The sequence below is a fragment of the Blautia sp. HCP3S3_H10_2 genome (assembly GCF_052122375.1).
Taxonomy (GTDB): domain Bacteria; phylum Bacillota; class Clostridia; order Lachnospirales; family Lachnospiraceae; genus Blautia_A.
On record NZ_JBQKCL010000001.1, the window covers coordinates 380,465 to 402,587 of the forward strand.

Sequence of the window (22,123 nt, forward strand, 5' to 3'; positions counted from 1 at the left end):
CCTCTTTTTTTTATAGTATCATATGTGAATTAATTTTTATGTGTAAAATAAAGGTAATGAAAAAGAGGAATGAAGTTGGAGAAAAAACTGGTATTTATTTTTAATCCCAAAGCAGGAAAAGGCAAGATCAAAACATCCCTGATGGATATAGTAGATATCTTTAATAAAGGCGGTTATGAAGTGATCATCCGTGCGACCCAGGCTCCAAGGGATGCATATGAGCAGGTGAAGAAATATGCAGATCACGTAGATCTGATCGTGTGCAGCGGCGGCGACGGTACACTGGACGAGGTGGTGACCGGTATTACAGAGGTAGGAAGTCATGTTCCGGTTGGATACATACCTGCAGGAAGCACTAATGACTTTGCTAACAGCCTTTTTATGCCTAAGAATATGCTGGATGCAGCTTCAAACATTATGGAAGAGCAGATCTACCGCTGTGACATTGGCAAATTTAACCATCAGACATTTGCCTATGTGGCTGCATTTGGTCTTTTCACAGATGTTTCCTATGAGACCAGTCAGGATCAGAAGAATATCCTGGGACATCTGGCCTATGTGCTGGAAGGAGCCAAGAGACTTCTTGATATCAAAGCTTACCATCTGAAAGTAACCACAGAGAGCGGCGTGATCGAGGATAACTTTATTTACGGTATGGTTACCAATTCCAGATCTGTTGGTGGATTTAAGAATCTGACCAAGGATGTGGATATGAATGACGGTCTTTTTGAAGTGACATTGATCGTGCAGCCGAAGAATCCTATAGAAATGCAGGAGATCATCCGCAATCTTGTAAGTATGGAGGACAATTCCGACCTGATTTATTCTTTCAAGGCAAGGAAGCTTTCTGTAGAGGCAGAGGAAGAGGTTGCATGGACTCTGGATGGAGAGTATGGCGGAAGCCCGAAGATTGTGGAGATTGAGAACCTGCAGCAGGCCCTGAACCTGTATCTGAAGAGTACGAAGTAGAGTAAAAACCAGCAAAAAACCAGCAATAACCAGCAATGTGTGATGATGAATTACTGCCAGCGCAGGGTTTTTGAAGGAAGATCTTTGTCCTGGCTGTAAGATGGATGAGAGGAGAGGAACAATGGGAGATTATGTTAATGTGAAGGAATTATTCGGATGTGATGTATTCAATGATTCTGTCATGCAGGAACGTCTGCCGAAGAAAGTTTACAAGGAACTGAAGAAAACCATCGAAGAGGGCAAAGAGCTCTCCATGGAGGTTGCGGATGTGGTTGCCCATGAGATGAAGGAATGGGCCATTGAGAAGGGTGCTACCCATTACAGCCACTGGTTCCAGCCCCTTACAGGCGTGACCGCAGAGAAACATGACGCATTTATCACCGCACCTATGGAGAATGGAAAGGTTCTGCAGAGCTTTTCCGGTAAAGAGCTGATCAAAGGTGAGCCGGACGCATCTTCTTTCCCGTCTGGCGGACTTCGCGCTACCTTTGAGGCCAGAGGCTATACCACATGGGATTGTACCTCACCGGCTTTTGTACGCCATGATGCAGCAGGCGGAACCTTATGTATCCCGACTGCTTTCTGCTCCTATACAGGAGAGGCACTGGATCAGAAGACACCTCTTCTCCGTTCCATGGAAGCCATCAATATACAGGCATTACGGCTTCTCAGACTTTTTGGCAATACTACCTCTAAGCATGTGACCCCATCTGTAGGCGCTGAGCAGGAGTATTTCCTCGTTGATAAAGAGAAATATATGCAGAGAAAGGATCTGGTTTATACAGGCCGTACCCTTTTTGGCGCAATGCCGCCTAAGGGACAGGAGATGGATGACCATTATTTCGGAACCATCCGTCAGAGAGTTTCCGCATATATGAAAGAAGTAAATGAAGAGTGCTGGAAGCTGGGCGTGACAGCCAAGACACAGCATAATGAGGTGGCACCGGCACAGCATGAGCTTGCGCCGATCTATGCACCTGTGAATATTGCAGCAGACCATAACCAGATCATGATGCGTATCCTTAAGAAAGTAGCAAGCCGTCATGGCATGCGCTGCCTGCTTCATGAGAAGCCATTTGCAGGGCTGAATGGTTCTGGTAAGCATAATAACTGGTCTCTTACCACAGATGACGGAATCAATCTTCTGGAGCCAGGCAAGACACCGCATGAGAACGTACAGTTCCTTCTGGTACTCACCTGTATCCTGAAAGCAGTTGACAAGCATGCAGATCTTCTTCGTGAGTCTGCTGCAGATGTGGGAAATGACCAGCGTCTGGGCGGTCATGAGGCTCCGCCTGCTGTTATTTCCGTATTTCTTGGTGAGCAGCTGGAGGATGTACTGGAGCAGCTGATCAGCACTGGTACAGCTACCAGAAGTAAGACTGGGGAGAAGCTGGCGACTGGTGTTAAGACCCTTCCGGATTTTATGAAGGATGCCACAGACCGTAACCGTACCTCACCTTTTGCATTTACCGGTAACAAATTCGAATTCCGTATGGTTGGCTCCAAGGATTCCATTTCCGCATGCAACGTGGTGCTGAATACCATCACAGCAGAGGCATTTAAGGAAGCCTGCGACATTCTGGAGAAAGCAGAGGACTTTGACCTGGCAGTTCATGACCTGATCAAGAAATATGCGACTGAGCATCAGAGAATCGTATTTAACGGTAACGGCTATGCACCGGAGTGGGAGAAAGAGGCACGCCGCCGTGGTCTTCCAATCCTTCCGTCTATGGTTGATGCAATCCCGGCACTCACCACAGACAAAGCTGTACAGCTGTTTGGTGAGTTTGGCGTATTTACGAAGACAGAGCTGGAATCCAGAGCGGAGATCCAGTATGAGATCTATGCGAAAGCAATCAATATTGAAGCAAAAACAATGATCGACATGGCTACCAAGCAGATCATTCCTGCAGTTATCAAATATACCACGGTTCTGGCAAAGTCCATCAATCAGGTAAAAGCTGTGGGACCAATTGATGTAAGTGTACAGATGGATCTTCTGAAGAAAGCAAGCAAGCTTCTCAAGGAAGTGAACAGTGCCATGAACAAGCTGAGCAAGCTGGTAAGCCAGGTAGAGGATCATCCGGAAGGACGTGACAGAGCAGTGTTCTGCAGAGAGAAATTAGTTCCGGCAATGGAGAAATTAAGAGAGCCGGTGGATGAACTGGAAATGCTGGTAGATAAAGAAATGTGGCCGATGCCATCCTATGGAGATCTGGTAATTGAGCCGTAAATAAATTGGGAGGACTGCAGCCGCAGTCCTCTTTTCTGTTAAAGGAGTAAAGTGATAAGGGAAAATTAACATAAGAAACAGGAGTGGTAAGTTTTCATGAATGAATTTAAGTTCTTAGAAGAACAAGGCGTAAGCAGCCAGCTTATTAAGGCAGCAGAAGACTTTCGAAAGGAATATGGCGTATCAGAGGAAGCGAAGCACCGTCTGATGAAGCCGTCTCTTCCGTTTTATGGGAAAGAGACTTTGGAGATGGCCATGGCGGCCGTACTGGAAGGGGAAAATCTGCTTCTGGCAGGCCCTAAGGCCACAGGAAAAAATGTACTGGCTGAGAATCTGGCCTATATTTTCGGTAGACCGGTGTATAATGTATCTTTTCATGTAAATACAAACAGTGGGGATCTGATCGGTACCGATACCTTTGTGGACAATCAGGTGAAGCTGCGTAAAGGCAGTATTTACCAGTGTGCCCAGGAAGGAGGCTTCGGAATCCTGGATGAGATCAATATGGCGAAAAATGATGCAGTTTCCGTGCTTCATGCCACATTGGATTACCGCCGTTCCATTGATGTGCCAGGATATGATAAGATTGACCTTCATCCGGCAGCCAGATTTATCGGCACGATGAACTACGGATATGCAGGAACCAAAGAGCTGAATGAAGCCCTTGTCTCCCGTTTCCTAGTAATCGATATGCCAGCCCAGAATGAAGAGACTCTGGGATTTATTTTTAACCGGATGTTCCCGGACGCGAAAAAAGAGGCAGTGGAGCAGTTCATCGGTGTGTTCCTGGATCTGCAGCAGAAATCCATGAACAGCGAGATCTCTACCAAGCCACTGGATCTCCGTGGACTGCTGGCTGCCATGAAGATCGTGCGGACAGGACTTTCCCCATGGCAGGCAGTACAGATGGGAATTGTGAACAAGACATTTGATGTGTTTGAGAAAGAAATCGTGGAGGATGTGGTGCGTACCAGGATTCCGCAGGGATGGACACGGGAAGATGTTTATGGCGAATGAAAAAACGGGAACTGTGAGACATTCTCTGGAAGCGTCAGGGGACACAAATGTGAAGCTTTCTGCGAAACAAATAGATAAAGAGGATGCCGAGGAGGCGCTGGCAAGAAGAGGGGACAGTGAAGAGCCTGGGATTTTGGATTACCAGCTGGAGCTGGAAAACCGAATCCGCAATCTTCTGTGGACCATCAGTGGAGATTACACCCAGCAGATGAAGCCAGATGTTTCCTTATTTCTCAGATCGAAGAATATTGCTTTGTACGATGGAATTAAGCAGGGGGCTCTGGCGAAGTTTTTCGACAAGGAGTTTCTGGGAATGTACCTGGTGAAAAAGATTTTCATGGGTGCAGATGAGGCATCTCTGACCTTCGTGTCCCAGCTTTGCATTGAGGAAGCCATTGGCGAGAGAATCTGTGAACTGCGTCCTGGAATCTGGGACATGCAGAGAAAAGCCTGCGAAGACATTCTGGATCAGGAATATGAAGTGATGCCGTCGGCAGCAGATCGTCTCGGGTATCTGCGGGTGAATCTGCTCCGCCGGAGAATTGACCGGGGACAGGAAAAGAAACAGAAAAAACAAGTTGTAAGTACGGAAAGCATTGCAGATGGAAAGATAAAAACAGTAACAGAAGAAGCGGTAATAGAAGAAGCGATAATAGAAGAAGCGGTAACAGAAGAAACAATAATAGAAGAAACATTAAAAGAAAAAACTGCAACAGAGAAAACGAAAATAGAAAAAACAATAACAAAAGAATCAATAACAGATGATGTCCGAGAAAAATATAACGGAATTTATCACTATATTAACTTGATATCCGGCGCAGCAAATGTGCAGGACACCATGTCCCTGATCCGCATCATTGATACCATATATAATGAAGTGGCAGATCCGGATTTCGGAAAAAAGGTGACGCTAGAGCAGGTACTTGCAGTCACCATGGAAGATCTGACAGAGTTCGACTGGCAGGATTATCTTTCAGAAGAAATGTATGAGGACGCCCTGGAAAGCTATATGGAGCAGCTGACCTCCAATGTGGCAGGGATGGAAAACGCGGACGTCACAAAGGAGATGGAAGAGGAACGCCAGACGAAGCAGAAGATCACAGTACTTCCGCCTGAGGCACTGGAAAAAGCCCACACATATGTGGAACTGAATTTCGGTAAAACCTATCTGAATGAGACGGAAGAAAAGCGGATGAACCAGCTGATGTGCCGGGACATTCACAGCGACTGCAGCCTGTATTTCACAGAGGGAATCCTGAAAAATCCAGTAAAACGAAATTACCAGTATGAATATGCGAAAAGGTTGAAAAATAAGAATATCTGGCTTTATCATGATAAACACCGGATCGTGAAACGGAATATAGCCCTTCTTACGGATATGTTGAAGAAATCGCTGATCATCAAAAGTGAGAGCCAGGAAATCCTTTCTGACCGTGGGATTATTGTGCCCTCAAGGTTATGGCGTCTGGGCAGAAGCAGTGAGGCACGGATCTTTAAACGGGAATTGAAGGGCGATTCCTCGGATTTTGTGGTGGATGTACTGATCGATGCCAGCGGTTCCCAGATGAGCCGTCAGGGAGAAGTGGCGCTGCAGGCTTATATAATCAGCGAAGCTTTAAGCAATGTTGGACTTCCACACAGGGTAATGAGCTACTGCACATTCTGGGATTACACCATTCTTCACCGTTTCCGGGAATATGATGATCCCCGAACGGCGAATGAAAACATTTTTAATTATGTGACATCCTCCAATAACCGGGATGGACTTGCTATCCGGGCGGCAGGATATGGACTTCTGAAACGGGAAGAAGAAAAGAAAATCCTGATCATTTTAAGCGATGGACGGCCTTATGACGTAATTGTGAACCGGCCAAATGCAAAGAATCCTGCACCCTATCATGGGAAATATGCCATTACAGATACGGCCGCCCAGATCCGTAAGCTGCGCAGCCAGGGGGTAAGCGTACTTGGTGTCTTTGCAGGAGAAGAGAAAGACCTGGCGACAGAGAAGAAAATTTTTGGAAAGGATTTTGCCTATATCCGGAACATCACCGGATTTTCCAAGATCGTGGGAAGGTATCTGACGAAGCAGCTGGAGGATGACGAGTGATAGAGCGTGTTTGAAAAATACCAAAAAAGGAGGTATCCCATGTTTCAGAATAACAAAAAAGCCATATATCTGGACTATCTGATGATCATTGTGGGGACAGCGCTTATGGCGACTGCGGTAAACAGTGTTTTCGATATGTCTGGCATGGTAACCGGAGGTTTCTCCGGTATCGCCATTCTGGTAAAAGAGTGGACTGAAGGAGTAGTACCAGGAGGGATTCCACTGTGGATCACCAACTTAAGCCTGAATATTCCCCTTTTTCTGATTGGAATGAAAATCGGGGGATTTCAGTTTGTGAAAAAGGCACTGGTGGGAGAAGTCTGTCTCTCCTTCTGGCTGGCTGTCCTGCCAGCTTTTGACATAGCAGGCAATGACCTTTTACTGGCCGCTGTCTATGGTGGTGTGATCCAGGGCGTTGGAATCGGCCTTGTGTTTCTGGGAAGAGGAACCACAGGCGGTACCGACATGATGGCAGCACTTCTCCAGAGAAAGCTCCGTCATTACTCCATTGCCCAGATCATGCAGTTTATTGACGGTGCTATTGTACTGGTAGGTATGTACGTATTCGGTGTGCAGAAGGCATTGTATGCCATCATTGCCGTTTTCCTTGTGACAAAAGTATCAGACAGCATGATCGAAGGTCTGAAATTTTCCAAGCAGGCCTACATCATTACCAGCAAGCCCCAGGAGATTTCCAGTGAGATCATGGAGAAGCTGGACCGTGGTGTGACCGGAATCCATGGAAAAGGCATGTACTCAGATCAGGATAAGCTGCTGCTTTATTGTGTGGTAGGACGCAAAGAAATCGTAGTCTTAAAAGAGCTGGTGGATGATATCGACCCGGATGCGTTTGTGATCGTGTCTGATGTAAGAGAAGTTCTTGGAGAAGGGTTTATAGAGAGGAAGTAATTTGGAAAAGCCCTCTCCAAACAGGTTTTGGAATCTGCCAGGAAAATTTACACAAATTTCGTCTCAAAATCCTGCTTAAGCAGAGAAAAAAGTGCAAAATAAAGTGCAAAAAATGGTAGGATATAAAAATATCAGAAAAAAACAACCGGAGTTTTGTAAAAAATTTCTACTTTCCTCTTTTCTTTTTGGTGATTTTGTATTAAAATAGTGTCATGGATTTTTTGAATCAGTAGATTTTCCTATGCTAGCCTATGGTTTTGTGCACTTTTACAGATTACAGAGAGCGATTTTTGTGCACATAGCAGGCAGCCATTCATGCCGGAATCCGGCACACATATAATTTTACAAGAAGGGATGGAAGGGTAATGATATCAAATCAGGTACTGCAGAATACACTTGAGGGGCTCAAGGAGATATCCAGGACGGAGTTTTGCATAATTGACACAGATGGCAAGACACTGGCGTCCACCTACAGCGATTTTGAGATTCAGCCACAGGATGTTCAGGCATTTGTGGAATCCCAGGCTGCCAGCCAGCTTGTGAAAGGTTACCAGTATTTCAAGGTCTGTGACGATTACCAGCTGGAATACATTCTGGTTGCCCACGGAGAAGATGAGGATACTTATATGGTCGGTAAGCTTGCAGCTTTCCAGATCCAGAGCCTGATCGTAGCTTATAAGGAGCGTTTTGACAAGGACAGCTTCATTAAGAACCTGCTTCTTGATAACCTGCTCCTGGTAGATATTTATAACCGTGCGAAGAAGCTTCACATCGAAGCAGACGTACGTCGTGTGGTCATGATCCTGGAGCTTGAGCAGGAGAGAGAGCACAGCTCCATGGAGAGCGTGAAGAGTCTTTTCAGCGGTAAGAGCAAGGACTTCATCACCGCAGTTGATGAGAAGAGCATCATCATTGTCAAAGAGCTGGAGGAGAATGAAGGATACGAAGAGATGGACAAGCTTGCCCAGACAGTCCTTGATACCTTAGGCTTTGAGAGAGAGAATCATACACATATCGCATACGGAACCATCGTAAGCGAGCTGAAGGAGGTTTCCCGTTCTTACAAGGAAGCCAGAATGGCTCTTGATGTAGGTAAGATCTTCTCACCGGAGAAGGATGTGATCGCCTACAGTTCCCTTGGAATTGGCCGTCTGATCTATCAGCTTCCGATTCCGCTGTGTAAGGTGTTCATTAAGGAGATCTTCGGTGGCAAATCTCCGGATGATTTCGATGAGGAGACACTGGTTACCATCGACAAGTTCTTTGAGAACAGCCTGAATGTGTCCGAGACCTCCAGACAGCTTTATATTCACCGTAATACTCTTGTATACCGTCTGGATAAGCTCCAGAAGAGCACCGGACTTGACCTTCGTGTATTTGAGGATGCGATTACATTCAAGATCGCACTGATGGTTGTCAGATATATGAAGTATATGGAGACGCTGGAATATTGATTTAAACTGTCAATTCGATATTCGTAAGTTATGTGCCTGTCGTTTTTTGCGGCAGGCATTTTTATGTAATCCCTCTAGAGCGTGCCCCCAAAATCATTCCTGCAATCTGCACGCCCCACTTTGCGGTATATTTTGCCCTCTTTCAGTCGGCGTAGCCCGCTACGCCTCCCTCAATCGGACAAAATCTCCCACAAATTGTGGCGCACATCTTGCAGAAAGCCTTTTGGGGGCACGCTCTAAATCTAAACATTTTGTGAAAAAGGAGAAGATATATTGATTTCCATATAAAACAGGGTATAATGCAATCGTTGGCAGAAAAACCAAAGAAAAAACCAGTTGCATTTTCTATAGACATATATTACAATAATGTTACATAAAAGTTAAGTGAACTGCCGCCAGGCAGTTTTTCCATGAAAACAAGGAGGATACCATGATTGATCTGATAGATGTAAGCAAGTCCTATGGACCAGGACTGCCGGCAGTGAATCACGCCAATCTCCATGTAGATAAAGGCGAATTCGTATTTATAGTAGGAAATAGTGGTTCAGGTAAATCCACCCTGATCAAACTGCTGCTGAAAGAACTGGATTCCACATCAGGTAAAATTATCGTAAGCGGAGAGAAGCTTGAGGGCATGAAGCACCGCCGTGTAGCGAAATACCGCCGTAAGCTTGGAGTTGTATTCCAGGATTTCCGTCTTCTGAAGGACAGAAATGTATATGAGAACGTAGCTTTTGCCCAGCGTGTGGTAAACAGACCTACCCGTGTGATCCGCAAGAGAGTGCCGGAGGTACTTCAGGAAGTAGGACTGGCTGGAAAATATAAGGCATTTCCTGATGAGCTTTCCGGTGGAGAGCAGCAGAGAGTGGCCCTTGCCAGAGCCATTGTGAACCGCCCGGATATCCTTCTGGCAGATGAGCCTACCGGTAACCTGGACCCGAAGACCTCTGAGGAGATCATGAAGCTTCTGGAGGAGATCAATGAGCGTGGAACCACCGTTCTGGTCGTAACCCATAACAAAGAGATCGTCAATTCCATGAAGAAGCGTGTACTGACCATGCACAATGGAGTGATCATCAGCGACGAGAAAGAAGGAGAATATTATGAGGCCTAGTACCATCTGGTATACTCTGAAGCAGGGTATCAAGAATATTAAAAGAAATTTCATGTTTTCCGTAGCTTCTGTTATCACGATGGCAGCATGTATTTTTCTTTTCGGAATTTTTTATTCTATTGTAAATAATGTAAACACACTGGCACACAAGGTTGAGGAAGATGTGCCGATCACTGTACTTTTTAATGAAGGCACCACACAGGAGCAGATGGATGCAGTGGGCGAGCTGATCAAGCAGCGTCCGGAGGTTGCCAAGATCGAGTTTGAATCAGCCGACGAAGCATGGGAAAAGATGAAGAAGGAGTACTTCGGTGATGACGCTGAGGCGGCAGACGGATTCAAGGACGATAACCCGCTGGCCAATTCTTCCAACTACCGTGTATATCTGAACAATATCGAGAAACAGTCAGAGCTGGTTGCATATATTAAGACTCTGGACAATGTCCGTGAGGTAAATATGTCCGAGCAGGCAGCCAAGACACTGGGCTCTATCAACCGTATTGTTTCTTATGTATCAGTTGCAGTGATCATTATTTTGCTTCTGATCGCAGTATTTCTGATCAGCAATACCATTTCAGTGGGTATTACAGTCCGTAAGGACGAGATCGGAATTATGAAATATATTGGTGCTACAGATGGATTTGTCCGCGCACCGTTCCTTCTGGAGGGTATGATCCTTGGTCTGATAGGAGCCGGAATTCCGTTGATCGTTTTGTATTTTTGCTATAACAATGTGGTAACCTATGTATATACCAAATTCAGCGTGCTTATGGGCGTTGTGGATTTCATTCCGGTTGGAGAGATCTATCAGACACTGGTTCCGGTAGCACTGGCTCTGGGAATTGGAATCGGTCTTGTGGGAAGCTTTATTACCACAAGAAAACACTTGAAGGTGTGAGAATTCTGTTTTACAATAAAAACGGTTATTCGCGTTCCACCTGAGAGTGTATTTGGAAAATCCAAATACAGGAAGGTTATTTATGATAAAATATGGGGCTGCCGGAGAAATCTGGCAGCTCTTTTGTATAAAGAGAAGCAGTAAATAATGAGGAGCAGATAAATGGCAGATAAACAATTTTTAAAAGGAGCAATAACTGGCGTGGTCTGTGCATCCCTGGTGCTGGGCGGCGGATATGTGGGCTTGCAGAAGGCGGGCCGGGCTGGCAGCAGTGTGCTGTCTGACGTGGCCGTCACCCAGAAAATCAGTTACCTGGAAAATATAATCGACCAGAATTACCTGGATGAAGCAGACGAAAATTCTCTGAAGGAAGGACTTTACACAGGTCTTCTCTATGGCCTTGGAGATCCTTATTCCCGATATTATACAGAAGAGGAATATGAGGAAGAGACAAGGGATACAGAAGGGTCCTATTCCGGAATCGGGGTGAGTATCACCCAGAATACAGAAGGGGGTATTCTGGTAGTGGAGTGTTACGAGGGCGGCCCCGCAGATGTTGCCGGGGTGAAAAAGAATGATGTGATCACAGCTGTGGATGGAACTGATGTGACAGACATGACACCTTCCCAGGTTTCCAAAATGATCCGGGAAAAAGAGGATGGGACTTCTGTTCTCACTGTTTACCATCAGGAGCAGGACGAACCGGAAGAAATTACAGTGACCATAAGTGATGTGGAGCTGCCGACAGTTTCCTATGAAATGCTGGAGGATTCCATTGGCTATCTGAAGATTACAGAATTTACTATGGTGACGCCCCAGCAGTTTGCGGATGCCTACAAGGATCTGCAGGCAAAAGGAATGGAGAAGCTGATCGTGGATCTCCGCGATAATCCAGGCGGCGTGCTTTCTTCGGTGTGTGACGTGCTTCGGCAGATTTTGCCAGAGGGACTGATCGTGTATACAGAGGACAAATATGGGGAAAAACAGGAGATGAAGTGTGACGGTGATACGCCGATCGACATCCCGTTTGCCGTGCTGGTAAATGAAAACAGTGCCAGCGCTTCGGAAATCTTTGCCGGGGCGGTGAAGGATTATGGAATCGGAACCATTGTGGGAACTACCACTTATGGAAAGGGAATCGTCCAGAGCCTTCAGAAGCTTTCCGATGGAAGTGCCGTGAAGCTGACTACAGCCAGATATTACACCCCGAAGGGCAACAACATTCATAAGGTAGGAATCACTCCGGATGTGGAAGTGAAACTGGATGCCAGTCTCTTGAACAAGTCCGAAATTACCCATGAGGAAGACAATCAGCTTCAGACTGCAATACAGGCGGTTTCTCGTTGACAAAACTACTTTGTTGGATTAGAATGGTAAAAGGATTTTTGTAAGATAGGTACAAATTTTATGGAGGAACCATAATGAAACACAATTTTAAGAAGATCGAGCCGAAATGGCAGAAAAAATGGGAAGAGCAGCAGGCATTTAAAGCTGTTGACGGAAGTGATAAACCGAAATTCTATGGCCTTGTAGAGTTCCCATACCCAAGCGGTGCCGGAATGCACGTAGGTCATATTAAGGCATATTCCAGTATTGAGGTACTTTCCAGAAAGAGAAGAATGCAGGGATACAATGTACTGTTCCCAATCGGATTCGATGCGTTCGGACTTCCTACTGAGAATTATGCGATCAAGACAAATACACATCCTCGTGAGATCACAGACCAGAACATTGCGAAATTCACAAACCAGCTGAAGAGCGTTGGATTCTCCTTTGACTGGAGCCGTGTGATCGATACCACACAGGAGGATTTTTATAAATGGACCCAGTGGATTTTCCTGAAAATGTTCGAGAACGGACTTGTTTTCCGTGATAAGACACTGGTTAACTACTGTCCATCCTGTAAAGTAGTCCTTTCCAATGAGGACAGCCAGGGCGGTAAATGCGACATCTGCCACAGCGATGTTATCCAGAAGTCCAAGGACGTTTGGTACTTAAGAATCACCCAGTACGCAGACAAGCTTCTTGAGGGACTCAACGACGTTGACTATCCGGCAAATATCAAACAGCAGCAGGTAAACTGGATCGGTAAATCCACAGGTGCTTTCGTAAACTTCACAGTTGACGGAATCGACGAGACTCTGCAGATCTACACCACCAGACCAGATACCCTGTTCGGTGTTACCTTCATGGTTATCGCACCAGAGCATCCGCTGATCGACAAATATGCTGACCGCATCACCAACATGGACGAGATCAAGGCTTACCGTGATGAGTGTGCGAAGAAGACTGAGTTCGAGAGAACCCAGCTTGTAAAAGAGAAAACTGGTGTATGCATCCAGGGCCTTGAGGGCGTGAACCCTGTAAACGGCAAGAAGATCCCGATCTACATTGCAGACTATGTAATGATGGGATATGGTACTGGCGCGATCATGGCAGTACCTGCACATGACCAGAGAGACTATGACTTCGCGAAGAAGTTTGGCATTGACATTATCCAGGTTATCAAGGGCGGCGACATCGAGAAAGAAGCCTACACAGGCGACGGCGAGATGATCAACTCCGATTTCCTGAACGGCTATACAAATAAGAAAGATTCCATCAAGCGCATGCTTGAGGAACTTGAGAAGAAAGGCATTGGTAAAGCTGGTGTCCAGTACAAGATGAAAGACTGGGCATTTAACCGCCAGAGATACTGGGGCGAGCCAATCCCGATCGTTCATTGTCCGAAGTGCGGTGACGTAGCAGTTCCATATGAGGAGCTTCCGCTTCGTCTGCCGAAGATCAAAGACTTCCAGCCAGGTGAGGACGGACAGTCACCACTGGCGAAGATTGATTCCTTTGTTAACTGTAAATGCCCGAAATGTGGCGGAGATGCTAAGAGAGAGACAGATACCATGCCTCAGTGGGCTGGATCTTCCTGGTATTTCCTCCGTTACGTGGATCCACATAATACAGAAGCTCTTGCAGACCGCAAGAAGATGGAATACTGGATGCCGGTTGACTGGTACAATGGCGGTATGGAGCATGTAACCAGACATATGATCTACTCCAGATTCTGGCATCATTTCCTGTATGACATGGGTATCGTAAATACTCCGGAGCCATATGCGAAACGTTCTGCACAGGGTATGATCCTTGGTTCAGACGGTGATAAGATGAGTAAATCCAAGGGTAACGTTGTTGACCCGCTGGATATTGTAAATGAGTATGGCGCAGATGCACTTCGTACCTACGTTCTGTTTATGGGTGACTATGGCGCAGCTGCTCCGTGGAATGACAGCTCCGTAAGAGGCTGCAAGCGTTTCCTTGAGAGAGTTGCAGGACTTACCGACATTATGACAGAAGAGCCGGCAGATAAGAATATGGAGGTTAAGATCCATAAGGCAATCAAGAAAGTATCCGCTGATATCGAGGCTATGAAGTTTAATACTGCAATTGCCTGCCTGATGACTCTCATTAACGAGATCTATGCTGTTGGCAAGATCAGTAAGGATGACCTTGTAATCTTCATCAAGCTTCTCTGCCCATTTGCACCTCACCTTTGCGAGGAAATCTGGGAGTTCATCGGCGGAGAAGGCTTACTTTCCCTTTCCCAGTGGCCGGAATATGAGGAGAGCAAGACCGTAGAGGCTTCTGTAGAGATCGGTGTACAGGTTAATGGTAAAGTACGTGGAACCATCGTCATCCCGAATGGCTGTGCGAAAGAGGAAGCTCTTGAGCTGGCGAAGAAGGACGAGAGAGTAGCTTCCTTCCTGGAAGGCAAGACTCTTGTAAAAGAGATTTATGTACCGAATAAGATCGTGAACTTTGTTGCGAAATAAAGATTACTGGAATTGAGAAACTCCCCACTGAATGATCGGTGGGGAGTTTTTTGAATTACAGCAGTTATCTTCAAATAAAAGAATAAAAGACTATCTTATAAAAGAAGATCAGTGGTCAGATAATATGAAGACTGACGGCACACTTGGAAAATTATAGCCAGAGAAAATGCAGAGATAGTCCACTGCTGGCTATAGAAGTATATAGAAAATGCATAAAACGATTATGACTGTTTTAAGAAATTAAACGCTTGCTCATAATGGAGAATGCGGTTTTTTTGATTTTCCAATAAGGTGGTTCGCTTTAATTCAATGGCAATTGTGTAATCTACAAGTTCTTTTCCAGTGCAGTCGAGAAGACGATATTTCTCGATAAGCTGCTGTTCGGAGATGGATTGAACATCGACAGCTGTAGTCGCTCTTTCTTCTGTTAACCCTAACAGGTAATCTGTAGAGACATGAAAAAGCTGCGACATCTTTATAAGGAATGGAAAGCCTGGTTCCCGAATGTCCATTTCGTAATTGCGCAAAGTGTTGGCAGGAATGCCAAGTTCAGCCGCGAAAGTGTCGCGATTGCGATAACCATGTTCTTTACGTAGCTGCATAAGTCTTTTTCCAAAAGTCATGATAAAAATCCCTCCATTTTCTATTATTGATTGACAAAATCATATAGAATAGATATAATATACTCACCAGAACAGCTGGAAGGTAGATGCTCTCTACCCGCTCCTGCTAGTGCGGTAATGGACTTATGAATAGTCGTCCTCGAACTTTGCGGGCTCAGGACGGCTATTTCTTATGTATGGCAAACTCCAGAATTGATACAAGTAAAATACCTGCGGTTAAAATAACCATAAATTCTTCGTATGTTGACATAATAATCACCCCCTTCCGTAAAAACTCGGACGGGTGAGAGCACGTCCCCCAGCTGCTCAGGAAAATATATTAAATTTAAAAACTTAATTGACAATATAGTATAGAATAGATATAATATACTCACCAGAACAGTTGGAAGGTAGATGCTCTCTACCTGATCCTGGTATATTGGGCGTTGACTATTGAGATAGCCGTTCCGCAACTTTCCGAGGGTTAGGACGGCTATTTCTTATGTATGGCGAATTCCAGAATAGAAACAAGTAAAATACCTGCGGTTAAAATAACCATAAATTCTTCATAGGTTGAAAAATGAGTAAAAAAATAAGGAGCTGAAAAACGATGAACGGACTCAGCCAAAAACGATATCTCGAACTCCCCCTCCCAACAGAAGACGATCCCCGCTCAGACCAGCAGCGGATCCTGGATAGTCTGGCGGCGGCAGGTGTGGAAGAGCGGGTTCATATACCTGTCCACATTTTGCGGGAGTTATACCCCTTGCTGGACAACGCAAAGTGGAAAATAACGGTTTCCATTGCCTGGAATGGGGATAAATGGGAAATGGTGGAGATTGAGGAAGGAGATACCACCGCGCAGCATTATGGGCTGGCGGTGGATCTGGGAAGTACCACTGTGGTGGCGAGACTTCTGGACTGCAACAGTGGAGAGATTTTGAAGGAAGTCAGCTGCTTTAATAAGCAGATCCAGTGGGGGACAGATATTCTGTCCAGAATTTTTTACTGTAAAGATAATAGGGAAAAGCTGGAAGAAGTGCGGCGGGCTACGGTGGAATCCATATGTGAATGTTTGGATAAGCTGGATGCAAGCCACTCCGCGCTCTCCATGGTAATCGCGGGCAACACCACTATGATTCACTTCCTTCTTGGAATGGACGCTTTCTGCGTCTTTTATACCCCACACGCAGTCCATGCCGATCGCCCCGGCTTCCAGCTGGCGCGCGATCTGGACATTCCGCTGAAAGGCTACGTTTATTGTTACCCTGCCAAGTCAAACTACCTTGGTGGCGATATTATCAGCGGCATGATTGACACTGAATTATACAAGAAAAACGAGATCAGTGTTTTCTTCGATATCGGAACCAACGGCGAGCTGGTGATTGGAAATAAAGAATTTCTTCTATGCGGCGCAGGCGCAGCAGGACCAGCGCTGGAGGGAGGCGTGGTGCGTACTGGAATGCGGGCGGACATAGGGGCAGTAGATGAAGTGAAGATAAGGGATGGAAACATCTTTGTGCATGTAATTGGAAATTCTGCGCCTCAGGGAATCTGCGGTTCCGGCATTATAGACCTGATCGCAGAGCTTTTTCTGGAGGGCTGGATCGACATCCGCGGCAAGTTTTCCCCGGAAAAAAGCCCTCTCATTCAGGAGAGAGACAACCAGCTCTGCGTAGAATATGCCCCCGGTCTGTACTTCTACCAGAAGGACATCGACGAATTTATCCGCACCAAATCCGCCGCTCACACCATGGTAGAAATCATGCTCCGTGAATCCGGTCTTGACTTAAACCAGGCTGACCGCTTCTACGTGGCAGGAGCCTTTGGCAAACATGTATCCAAAGAATCCGCCATCACCATCGGCATGTACCCCGATATGGACCGCGACCACATTATTAACGCTGGAAACTCCTCACTGGAAGGAGCCCAGAAGCTTCTTTTAAACCGAAGTCTCCTCACTTACATCGACCAGATCCTGGAAGAAATGGTTTATATTCAGTTCGCCGAAGTGGAGGATTTCCTGGAATTAATGGTAGCAGCCCAGGCTTTGCCCCATACAGATTATAAGCGGTATCCTACGGTTATGGAGAAACTAAAAGAACGGCAGAAAGATATAAAGTTATAAACTGCTTTTTGATTTATATCAATGAAAATTCATTTTCAAATGGTTGATTTGAAGAAGTTCTTTCGATATACTTAGAAGTAATAGAAATCATCGAAAAGGAGTGATTACATGCCATTACTCGAAGAAAAAGTTTATACAATAGATGATATATATGCTCTTCCAGAAGGGGAGAGAGCGGAGCTTATTGATGGACATATATACTATATGGCACCACCTAACAGAACACACCAGAAAATATCCATGGAACTGTCAGCCAGAATTCTTGAGTACATCCGTTCCCATAAGGGGAAATGCGAAGTCTATGCTGCTCCATTTGCAGTATATCTGGATGACACGACTAGTACTTATGTAGAGCCAGACATTTCAGTGATTTGCGACCCGGATAAACTGGATGATCAAGGCTGCAATGGTGCACCAGACTGGATTATTGAGATTGTTTCTCCTGCAAGTAAACGAATGGACTATTATACGAAGCTTTTTAAATACAGAACAGCAGGTGTAAGAGAATACTGGATCATAGATGCGGCTAAGAATCAGATATTTGTATATAATTTTGAAAAAGGAGATACGGAACAATACACACTGCAGGATTCGGTAAAAGCAGGAATTTATGAGAACCTGGTGATTGATTTTAGTAAACTGGATATTTAGAAAATGCATGTAAGGGCAGGCCTGTTTTGCAGCTTGCCCTTTTTGCAATTCGTACAGCAATAATGAGAAAAATGTAAAAATTATCTAAATTTATAGTAATTTCTCACAAAATATGCTATACTACTTCCAAACCAACAGACAGGAAGTGTACGAAATGACAGCACCCAAGAAACCACCAATTACGAAAAGTTTCGGATACGCATTTGAAGGAATTTTCACCTGCATCCGTAAGGAACGGAACATGAAGATTCACTGTATCATGGCAGTCCTGGTAGTGACCGCAGGCATCATCCTGAAGCTTTCCCCAGTGGAATGGTGCATCTGTCTTGGCCTTTTCGGACTGGTGATGGCACTGGAGCTGGTGAACACCGCCGTAGAATCCGTGGTAGACCTGGTAACCAGTGAGTACAAGCCCCTGGCGAAGATCGCCAAGGACACCGCCGCCGGAGCCGTCCTAATCGCCGCAATCATGGCCGCCATCGCCGGATTGATCATTTTCGTACCTAAAGGGCTGGTATTTCTGGGAGTCCTATAAACAGAGTGATATAAAAGAGTTCGTTAAAAAGAAATACTGTAAAAGCTTGCGTTACTATGAAAATGGTAAATAACACTGAGCTTGTAATTATTAGAAGAGAGTGACCAAGATGGTTACTCTCTTTTATAAAAAATGGCAATAGCAGATTAAAGAGAAGTATGGTAATATAAAAATATAAATGGTTTTAGAATCTAATTTTGTAAGAGTGAAAAATATGGAATGAGGGAAAATTAATGAACAAATTATATGATTATTTTATAAATAAGGTTTTCACAGTTCCATATATTGATAAAATGATTAGTGGAAAAAAGGATAAAGATATATTTTTTAAATGTGTTAGCAGATACGTTAAAGAAAATGAAAATATTACTTATGGAGAAGCCATAAGTCAAATATATCATTACATGGATCATTCGTATAGAAACGAATATTTTTTTAAAAATACAATTTTAAATCAACTGCTGATAAAAAAACATGATTTATATAATACTGTGGCATTAACTGAACTACCTATAGGTGATTCGAAAGCAGACTTTATAATGATTAATGGTAGAGGTGTTGTATACGAAATAAAAACTGATCTGGACAATTTTAATAGATTGAACAGTCAGCTTTCAGACTATTATAAGGCATTTAAGTATGTAAATGTTGTTGTCGGGAATAAGCAATATGATAAAATAAAGGATATTCTTGATGAGTCGAAAGTGGGAATCTATGTTCTGGGGAAAAATGGAAATATTCGTTGCAAAAAGAAAGAAAAATGTAATGATCGTGAATTGTCTTATGAAACAATGTTTGGAATTTTGAGAAAGAAGGAATTTGAGAGCATTTTGTTAAAACATTATGGCAAATTGCCAGATGTTAATAACTTTCAATATTATCGGGAATGCCTTAAATGGGCACAAAGAATAAATATTAGAACTTTTCAAAAAGATATGCTTGAATGTCTTAAGAAAAGAATGCAGTTAGTTGTAGAAGATGTATTTGAAGAAACAATACCGTATGAATTGCGCTTTTATACATATTTTTCGAAGGAAAATCATAATCAGTATGAGCTTATAAATAAGTTTTGGAACGAGAAACTGGAGGTGTAAGATGTATTATCCATATTTAAGAGGAAGACAGAATGAACTATTATGTTTAATGGAATTGCTGGAATCAAAAAAATTAAGCAAATGTGTTACACCGGTTCTTGAACCAGTAAAATTCAGTAGTACCTTTGTGTCAACTTTGAAAAAATTTGCTGAAAATGAAAGACAGATTATTTTAATAAAGAATCCTGCAGTGGGAAAGTTTGAAGATGAATTTCAAAAAGCTATAGTGGATTCTGAAAAAGCGGATACGGATGAAAAAAGAACAAAATTGAAAAAATTGCTGGATGAATATGACAGTATTTTAAAAGACAAACATATTTGTAAAGCATATTTAGTTGATGCCGAAACAATAGATAAAGTATTGAAAATGCCAGAAGCAGAACGAGAAAAATTATATCTGTTAAATCAAAATAGAGGAAATGATGAATTTTATATAGAACATGGCAATGAACTTTTAGTGGAAGCATCATTTATTCCGAAAGATGAAGATTTTAAAGATGAAGTGGTCGGAAATGCTATTATTCTGGAAGATTGTTATCAGAAAGCAAAAAGAAATGCTGACTATATTGATGAGCCAGATGTATTTTTTAGCAAAAATCATTTAGTTTATGCAAGGAGAGGATATCAGGGCTTTTCTGATTATTCAATAGTAGGAAATGAATATGATGAAAGCGGTTTTGCACCTGTAGCAATTGCAGTTCATATTGTTTATTTGGGAGAACGGAAGGAATTAAGAGTTCACCATTTTGTATCTGATTCGAATAGAGGTTATTCTGATGTACCAAGAAAATTTGAGGAAGCCATGGATAAACTTGTTGAATGGGACAAATTAGATCAGATCAGAAGGACAAGAGGGGGAAGAAGTTTAATTAATTATTACGAAAACGGAAGATTTCCAGGCTTGGGCGTGATAAAAAAATATTCGTTAATGCATCACCTTGAACTGATGGGAGATTTTCTGGAGGAAAATATATGATTTGTTGTGTGGAATGCTTTAAGGATCCAGAAATAAGGGCCTCCATAGAATCTCTTAATCATAAAGGGCAGTGCCCTATTTGTGGGGCTAAGGATACTTGGATTTATGACAGTGATTCAGATTCTTGGAATTCAGATTTTGAAGAATTGTTAACATCCATAATAGAAATATACAGTCCTGAAGAAAACTTGGATGCAGCTTTTCCAGATGACGCGAAAAAGAATATAGAACAACATATAAAAAATGATTGGAAGATTTTTAATCTTGAAGAAGCAGGAATAAGAACAATTCTTGAAGAAATAATAATATCATCGATTGATTTGGATGAACGGCTTTTGTCTCAGAAGGTTGGAATACCCAAATTATATGAAGATACTTTTTTAGAACAAAACTCTGTTTTGGGAAAATATCAGTGGGAAGATTTCAGAAGGTATTTGCGCAATGAAAATAGATTTCATGCGAAATACATTAATCTGGAAATGTTGGCTGAAATTTTGAGAGAGATTGTTTCTATTATTCCGAAAGGCACCAGATTATATCGGGCACGAATTGCAAAAGATGCAAACGGGTATAAACCAAGTGAGATGGGAGCACCTCCAGATGATGTAGCGTCCGCTGGAAGAGCAAATTCAAAGGGAATCAGTTGTTTGTATTTGGCAAATGAAAGAAAAACAACGATAAAAGAAATTCGTGCTGGAGTTTTCGACTTTGTTACAATTGGTACATTTAGAGTTAAGCAAGATTTGAAGATTATTGATCTAAGTATGATCACACACAATTCACCGTTCTATGCAGATAAAGACAAGGTGAAATTTTTACTTAATGAAAAACATCTTCGAAATATAGAAAAAGATCTTGCAAAACCCGTGAGTAAAAGAGACAGTGATCTTGATTATCTGCCAACTCAATATATAAGTGATTTTGCGAAATATTTGGGGTATGATGGAGTGAAATATATCAGTACTTTTGATAAGAATTCCTATAATGTTGCTATATTTGATGCAAATACATGTAAATGTACATATAAAAGAAGTTATATGATTGGTGATTTAGATTATAAAATGAAGGCGTTATAGGAAAAAATATAGCTATTTTTAACAAAACGTGTTATACTGTGGAAACAAAAGAAATTGTACCCAAAGGACTTGTATTTCTGGGAGTCCTATAAAGAAAGGAGCACACACTATGGAGCTTGGAGAAGGCATCAAAAAAATTTTACTTGCAGGAATCGGCACTGCAGCAGTGACCGCAGAGAAATCCAAAGAGGTTTTGGATGAACTGGTAAAAAAAGGTGAGCTCACCGTAGAACAGGGCAAGGTTCTCAATCAGGAACTGAAGCACAATATCAAAGAGAGCGTGAAGAAGAACGTAAACGTAACCCTGAAGCCATCCAACCCGGACGAGCTGAAGGACGTCCTTAGCAAAATGACCCCGGATCAGCTTGCAGCATTGAAAGAGCAGATCAGCAGGATGCAGGAGAAGGATGTGGATGCAGAGGAAGCTGCACCGGAGGAGCCGGTGGCTGAAGAAACAGAAACCGAGGAAGAAGAGGCAGAAGCCGAGGAAGCCAAAGAAGAATACGAGGCAGATCCACAGGAATAAGCAA

Annotated in this window: 19 protein-coding genes and 2 pseudogenes; 18 read left to right on the plus strand and 3 right to left on the minus strand. The window is 43.5% G+C overall.

Annotated elements, in window-relative coordinates; translation table 11 throughout:
• Positions 1 to 75 precede the first annotated feature (75 nt).
• From ACTQWB_RS01800 to ACTQWB_RS01825, 6 genes are all read left to right on the plus strand, one after another.
• A complete protein-coding gene (locus ACTQWB_RS01800) occupies positions 76 to 969 on the plus strand; it encodes a diacylglycerol/lipid kinase family protein (RefSeq protein WP_441500059.1) in 894 nt (297 codons plus the stop codon).
• 121 nt (positions 970 to 1,090) lie between these two features.
• A complete protein-coding gene (locus ACTQWB_RS01805; protein ID WP_441500060.1) occupies positions 1,091 to 3,205 on the plus strand; it encodes a glutamine synthetase III family protein in 2,115 nt (704 codons plus the stop codon).
• A gap of 96 nt (positions 3,206 to 3,301) precedes the next feature.
• The gene (locus tag ACTQWB_RS01810; protein WP_441500061.1) at positions 3,302 to 4,222 is read left to right on the plus strand and encodes an AAA family ATPase; all 921 of its coding nucleotides are present in this window, start codon (positions 3,302 to 3,304) and stop codon (positions 4,220 to 4,222) included.
• Positions 4,212 to 6,332 carry a cobaltochelatase CobT-related protein gene (locus ACTQWB_RS01815; RefSeq protein ID WP_441500062.1) on the plus strand — a complete coding sequence of 707 codons (2,121 nt, stop codon included), beginning with the start codon at positions 4,212 to 4,214 and terminating at the stop codon, positions 6,330 to 6,332. The genes ACTQWB_RS01810 and ACTQWB_RS01815 overlap by 11 nt, the downstream gene beginning before the upstream one ends.
• A gap of 39 nt (positions 6,333 to 6,371) precedes the next feature.
• The gene (locus tag ACTQWB_RS01820) at positions 6,372 to 7,241 is read left to right on the plus strand and encodes a YitT family protein (protein ID WP_441500063.1); all 870 of its coding nucleotides are present in this window, start codon (positions 6,372 to 6,374) and stop codon (positions 7,239 to 7,241) included.
• Positions 7,242 to 7,606: 365 nt separating this feature from the next.
• Positions 7,607 to 8,695 (plus strand): PucR family transcriptional regulator, encoded by a 1,089-nt coding sequence (locus ACTQWB_RS01825; protein WP_441500064.1) that lies wholly within the window; start codon positions 7,607 to 7,609, stop codon positions 8,693 to 8,695.
• Positions 8,696 to 8,756: 61 nt separating this feature from the next.
• On the opposite strand, the gene ACTQWB_RS01830 is transcribed toward ACTQWB_RS01825, so the two are convergent.
• On the minus strand, positions 8,757 to 8,807 hold the full coding sequence (locus ACTQWB_RS01830; RefSeq protein WP_441500107.1) for a hypothetical protein: 51 nt from the start codon (positions 8,805 to 8,807) through the stop codon (positions 8,757 to 8,759).
• A 15-nt stretch (positions 8,808 to 8,822) separates the two neighbouring features.
• On the opposite strand from ACTQWB_RS01830, the pseudogene ACTQWB_RS01835 reads away from it, so the two are divergent.
• A pseudogene (locus ACTQWB_RS01835) lies at positions 8,823 to 8,879 on the plus strand (hypothetical protein); the annotation flags it as partial.
• On the opposite strand, the pseudogene ACTQWB_RS01840 reads toward ACTQWB_RS01835, so the two are convergent.
• A pseudogene (locus ACTQWB_RS01840) lies at positions 8,877 to 9,050 on the minus strand (hypothetical protein); the annotation flags it as partial. The pseudogenes ACTQWB_RS01835 and ACTQWB_RS01840 sit on opposite strands and share 3 nt — an antisense overlap.
• 75 nt (positions 9,051 to 9,125) lie before the next feature.
• Between ACTQWB_RS01840 and ftsE the strand changes: the two are divergent.
• The 4 genes from ftsE (at position 9,126) to leuS (ending at position 14,531) form a co-directional block, all read left to right on the plus strand.
• Positions 9,126 to 9,809, plus strand: a complete 684-nt coding sequence (gene ftsE, locus ACTQWB_RS01845; protein WP_441500065.1) for a cell division ATP-binding protein FtsE — start codon at positions 9,126 to 9,128, stop codon at positions 9,807 to 9,809.
• The gene (ftsX, locus tag ACTQWB_RS01850; RefSeq protein ID WP_441500066.1) at positions 9,799 to 10,707 is read left to right on the plus strand and encodes a permease-like cell division protein FtsX; all 909 of its coding nucleotides are present in this window, start codon (positions 9,799 to 9,801) and stop codon (positions 10,705 to 10,707) included. The genes ftsE and ftsX overlap by 11 nt, the downstream gene beginning before the upstream one ends.
• A gap of 162 nt (positions 10,708 to 10,869) precedes the next feature.
• Complete coding sequence (locus ACTQWB_RS01855; protein WP_441500067.1) at positions 10,870 to 12,054, plus strand: S41 family peptidase; 1,185 nt, start codon at positions 10,870 to 10,872, stop codon at positions 12,052 to 12,054.
• Between the two features lie 74 nt (positions 12,055 to 12,128).
• On the plus strand, positions 12,129 to 14,531 hold the full coding sequence (gene leuS, locus ACTQWB_RS01860) for a leucine--tRNA ligase (protein ID WP_441500068.1): 2,403 nt from the start codon (positions 12,129 to 12,131) through the stop codon (positions 14,529 to 14,531).
• A 221-nt stretch (positions 14,532 to 14,752) separates the two neighbouring features.
• Here leuS and ACTQWB_RS01865 read toward each other — a convergent pair whose 3' ends face one another.
• The gene (locus ACTQWB_RS01865) at positions 14,753 to 15,154 is read right to left on the minus strand and encodes a helix-turn-helix domain-containing protein (protein WP_373130931.1); all 402 of its coding nucleotides are present in this window, start codon (positions 15,152 to 15,154) and stop codon (positions 14,753 to 14,755) included.
• Between the two features lie 589 nt (positions 15,155 to 15,743).
• Here ACTQWB_RS01865 and ACTQWB_RS01870 point away from each other — a divergent pair.
• From ACTQWB_RS01870 to ACTQWB_RS01900, 7 genes are all read left to right on the plus strand, one after another.
• A complete protein-coding gene (locus tag ACTQWB_RS01870) occupies positions 15,744 to 17,261 on the plus strand; it encodes an ASKHA domain-containing protein (protein ID WP_441500069.1) in 1,518 nt (505 codons plus the stop codon).
• 108 nt (positions 17,262 to 17,369) lie between these two features.
• Positions 17,370 to 17,912, plus strand: coding sequence for a Uma2 family endonuclease (locus ACTQWB_RS01875; RefSeq protein ID WP_368357442.1), 543 nt, complete (start codon positions 17,370 to 17,372; stop codon positions 17,910 to 17,912).
• A gap of 154 nt (positions 17,913 to 18,066) precedes the next feature.
• Positions 18,067 to 18,447: a diacylglycerol kinase family protein gene (locus tag ACTQWB_RS01880; protein ID WP_441500070.1), complete on the plus strand. Its 381-nt coding sequence runs from the start codon at positions 18,067 to 18,069 to the stop codon at positions 18,445 to 18,447.
• 233 nt (positions 18,448 to 18,680) lie between these two features.
• Positions 18,681 to 19,541, plus strand: a complete 861-nt coding sequence (locus ACTQWB_RS01885; RefSeq protein WP_441500071.1) for a sce7726 family protein — start codon at positions 18,681 to 18,683, stop codon at positions 19,539 to 19,541.
• A 1-nt stretch (position 19,542) separates the two neighbouring features.
• On the plus strand, positions 19,543 to 20,517 hold the full coding sequence (locus ACTQWB_RS01890) for a sce7725 family protein (protein ID WP_441500072.1): 975 nt from the start codon (positions 19,543 to 19,545) through the stop codon (positions 20,515 to 20,517).
• Complete coding sequence (locus ACTQWB_RS01895) at positions 20,514 to 21,593, plus strand: RES family NAD+ phosphorylase (RefSeq protein ID WP_441500073.1); 1,080 nt, start codon at positions 20,514 to 20,516, stop codon at positions 21,591 to 21,593. Before ACTQWB_RS01890 ends, ACTQWB_RS01895 begins: the two co-directional genes overlap by 4 nt.
• A gap of 109 nt (positions 21,594 to 21,702) precedes the next feature.
• Positions 21,703 to 22,119 carry a phasin family protein gene (locus ACTQWB_RS01900; RefSeq protein WP_441500074.1) on the plus strand — a complete coding sequence of 139 codons (417 nt, stop codon included), beginning with the start codon at positions 21,703 to 21,705 and terminating at the stop codon, positions 22,117 to 22,119.
• Positions 22,120 to 22,123 lie beyond the last annotated feature (4 nt).

Bases quoted from the DNA above. Each gene is read 5' to 3' on its own strand.
- ACTQWB_RS01805 (WP_441500060.1), top strand. From the start codon at position 1,091: ATGGGAGATTATGTTAATGTGAAGGAATTATTCGGATGTGATGTATTC.
- ACTQWB_RS01810 (WP_441500061.1), top strand. From the start codon at position 3,302: ATGAATGAATTTAAGTTCTTAGAAGAACAAGGCGTAAGCAGCCAGCTT.
- ACTQWB_RS01815 (WP_441500062.1), top strand. From the start codon at position 4,212: ATGGCGAATGAAAAAACGGGAACTGTGAGACATTCTCTGGAAGCGTCA.
- ACTQWB_RS01820 (WP_441500063.1), top strand. From the start codon at position 6,372: ATGTTTCAGAATAACAAAAAAGCCATATATCTGGACTATCTGATGATC.
- ACTQWB_RS01825 (WP_441500064.1), top strand. From the start codon at position 7,607: ATGATATCAAATCAGGTACTGCAGAATACACTTGAGGGGCTCAAGGAG.
- ftsE (WP_441500065.1), top strand. From the start codon at position 9,126: ATGATTGATCTGATAGATGTAAGCAAGTCCTATGGACCAGGACTGCCG.
- ftsX (WP_441500066.1), top strand. From the start codon at position 9,799: ATGAGGCCTAGTACCATCTGGTATACTCTGAAGCAGGGTATCAAGAAT.
- ACTQWB_RS01855 (WP_441500067.1), top strand. From the start codon at position 10,870: ATGGCAGATAAACAATTTTTAAAAGGAGCAATAACTGGCGTGGTCTGT.
- leuS (WP_441500068.1), top strand. From the start codon at position 12,129: ATGAAACACAATTTTAAGAAGATCGAGCCGAAATGGCAGAAAAAATGG.
- ACTQWB_RS01865 (WP_373130931.1), bottom strand. From the start codon at position 15,154: ATGACTTTTGGAAAAAGACTTATGCAGCTACGTAAAGAACATGGTTAT.
- ACTQWB_RS01870 (WP_441500069.1), top strand. From the start codon at position 15,744: ATGAACGGACTCAGCCAAAAACGATATCTCGAACTCCCCCTCCCAACA.
- ACTQWB_RS01875 (WP_368357442.1), top strand. From the start codon at position 17,370: ATGCCATTACTCGAAGAAAAAGTTTATACAATAGATGATATATATGCT.
- ACTQWB_RS01880 (WP_441500070.1), top strand. From the start codon at position 18,067: ATGACAGCACCCAAGAAACCACCAATTACGAAAAGTTTCGGATACGCA.
- ACTQWB_RS01885 (WP_441500071.1), top strand. From the start codon at position 18,681: ATGAACAAATTATATGATTATTTTATAAATAAGGTTTTCACAGTTCCA.
- ACTQWB_RS01890 (WP_441500072.1), top strand. From the start codon at position 19,543: ATGTATTATCCATATTTAAGAGGAAGACAGAATGAACTATTATGTTTA.
- ACTQWB_RS01895 (WP_441500073.1), top strand. From the start codon at position 20,514: ATGATTTGTTGTGTGGAATGCTTTAAGGATCCAGAAATAAGGGCCTCC.
- ACTQWB_RS01900 (WP_441500074.1), top strand. From the start codon at position 21,703: ATGGAGCTTGGAGAAGGCATCAAAAAAATTTTACTTGCAGGAATCGGC.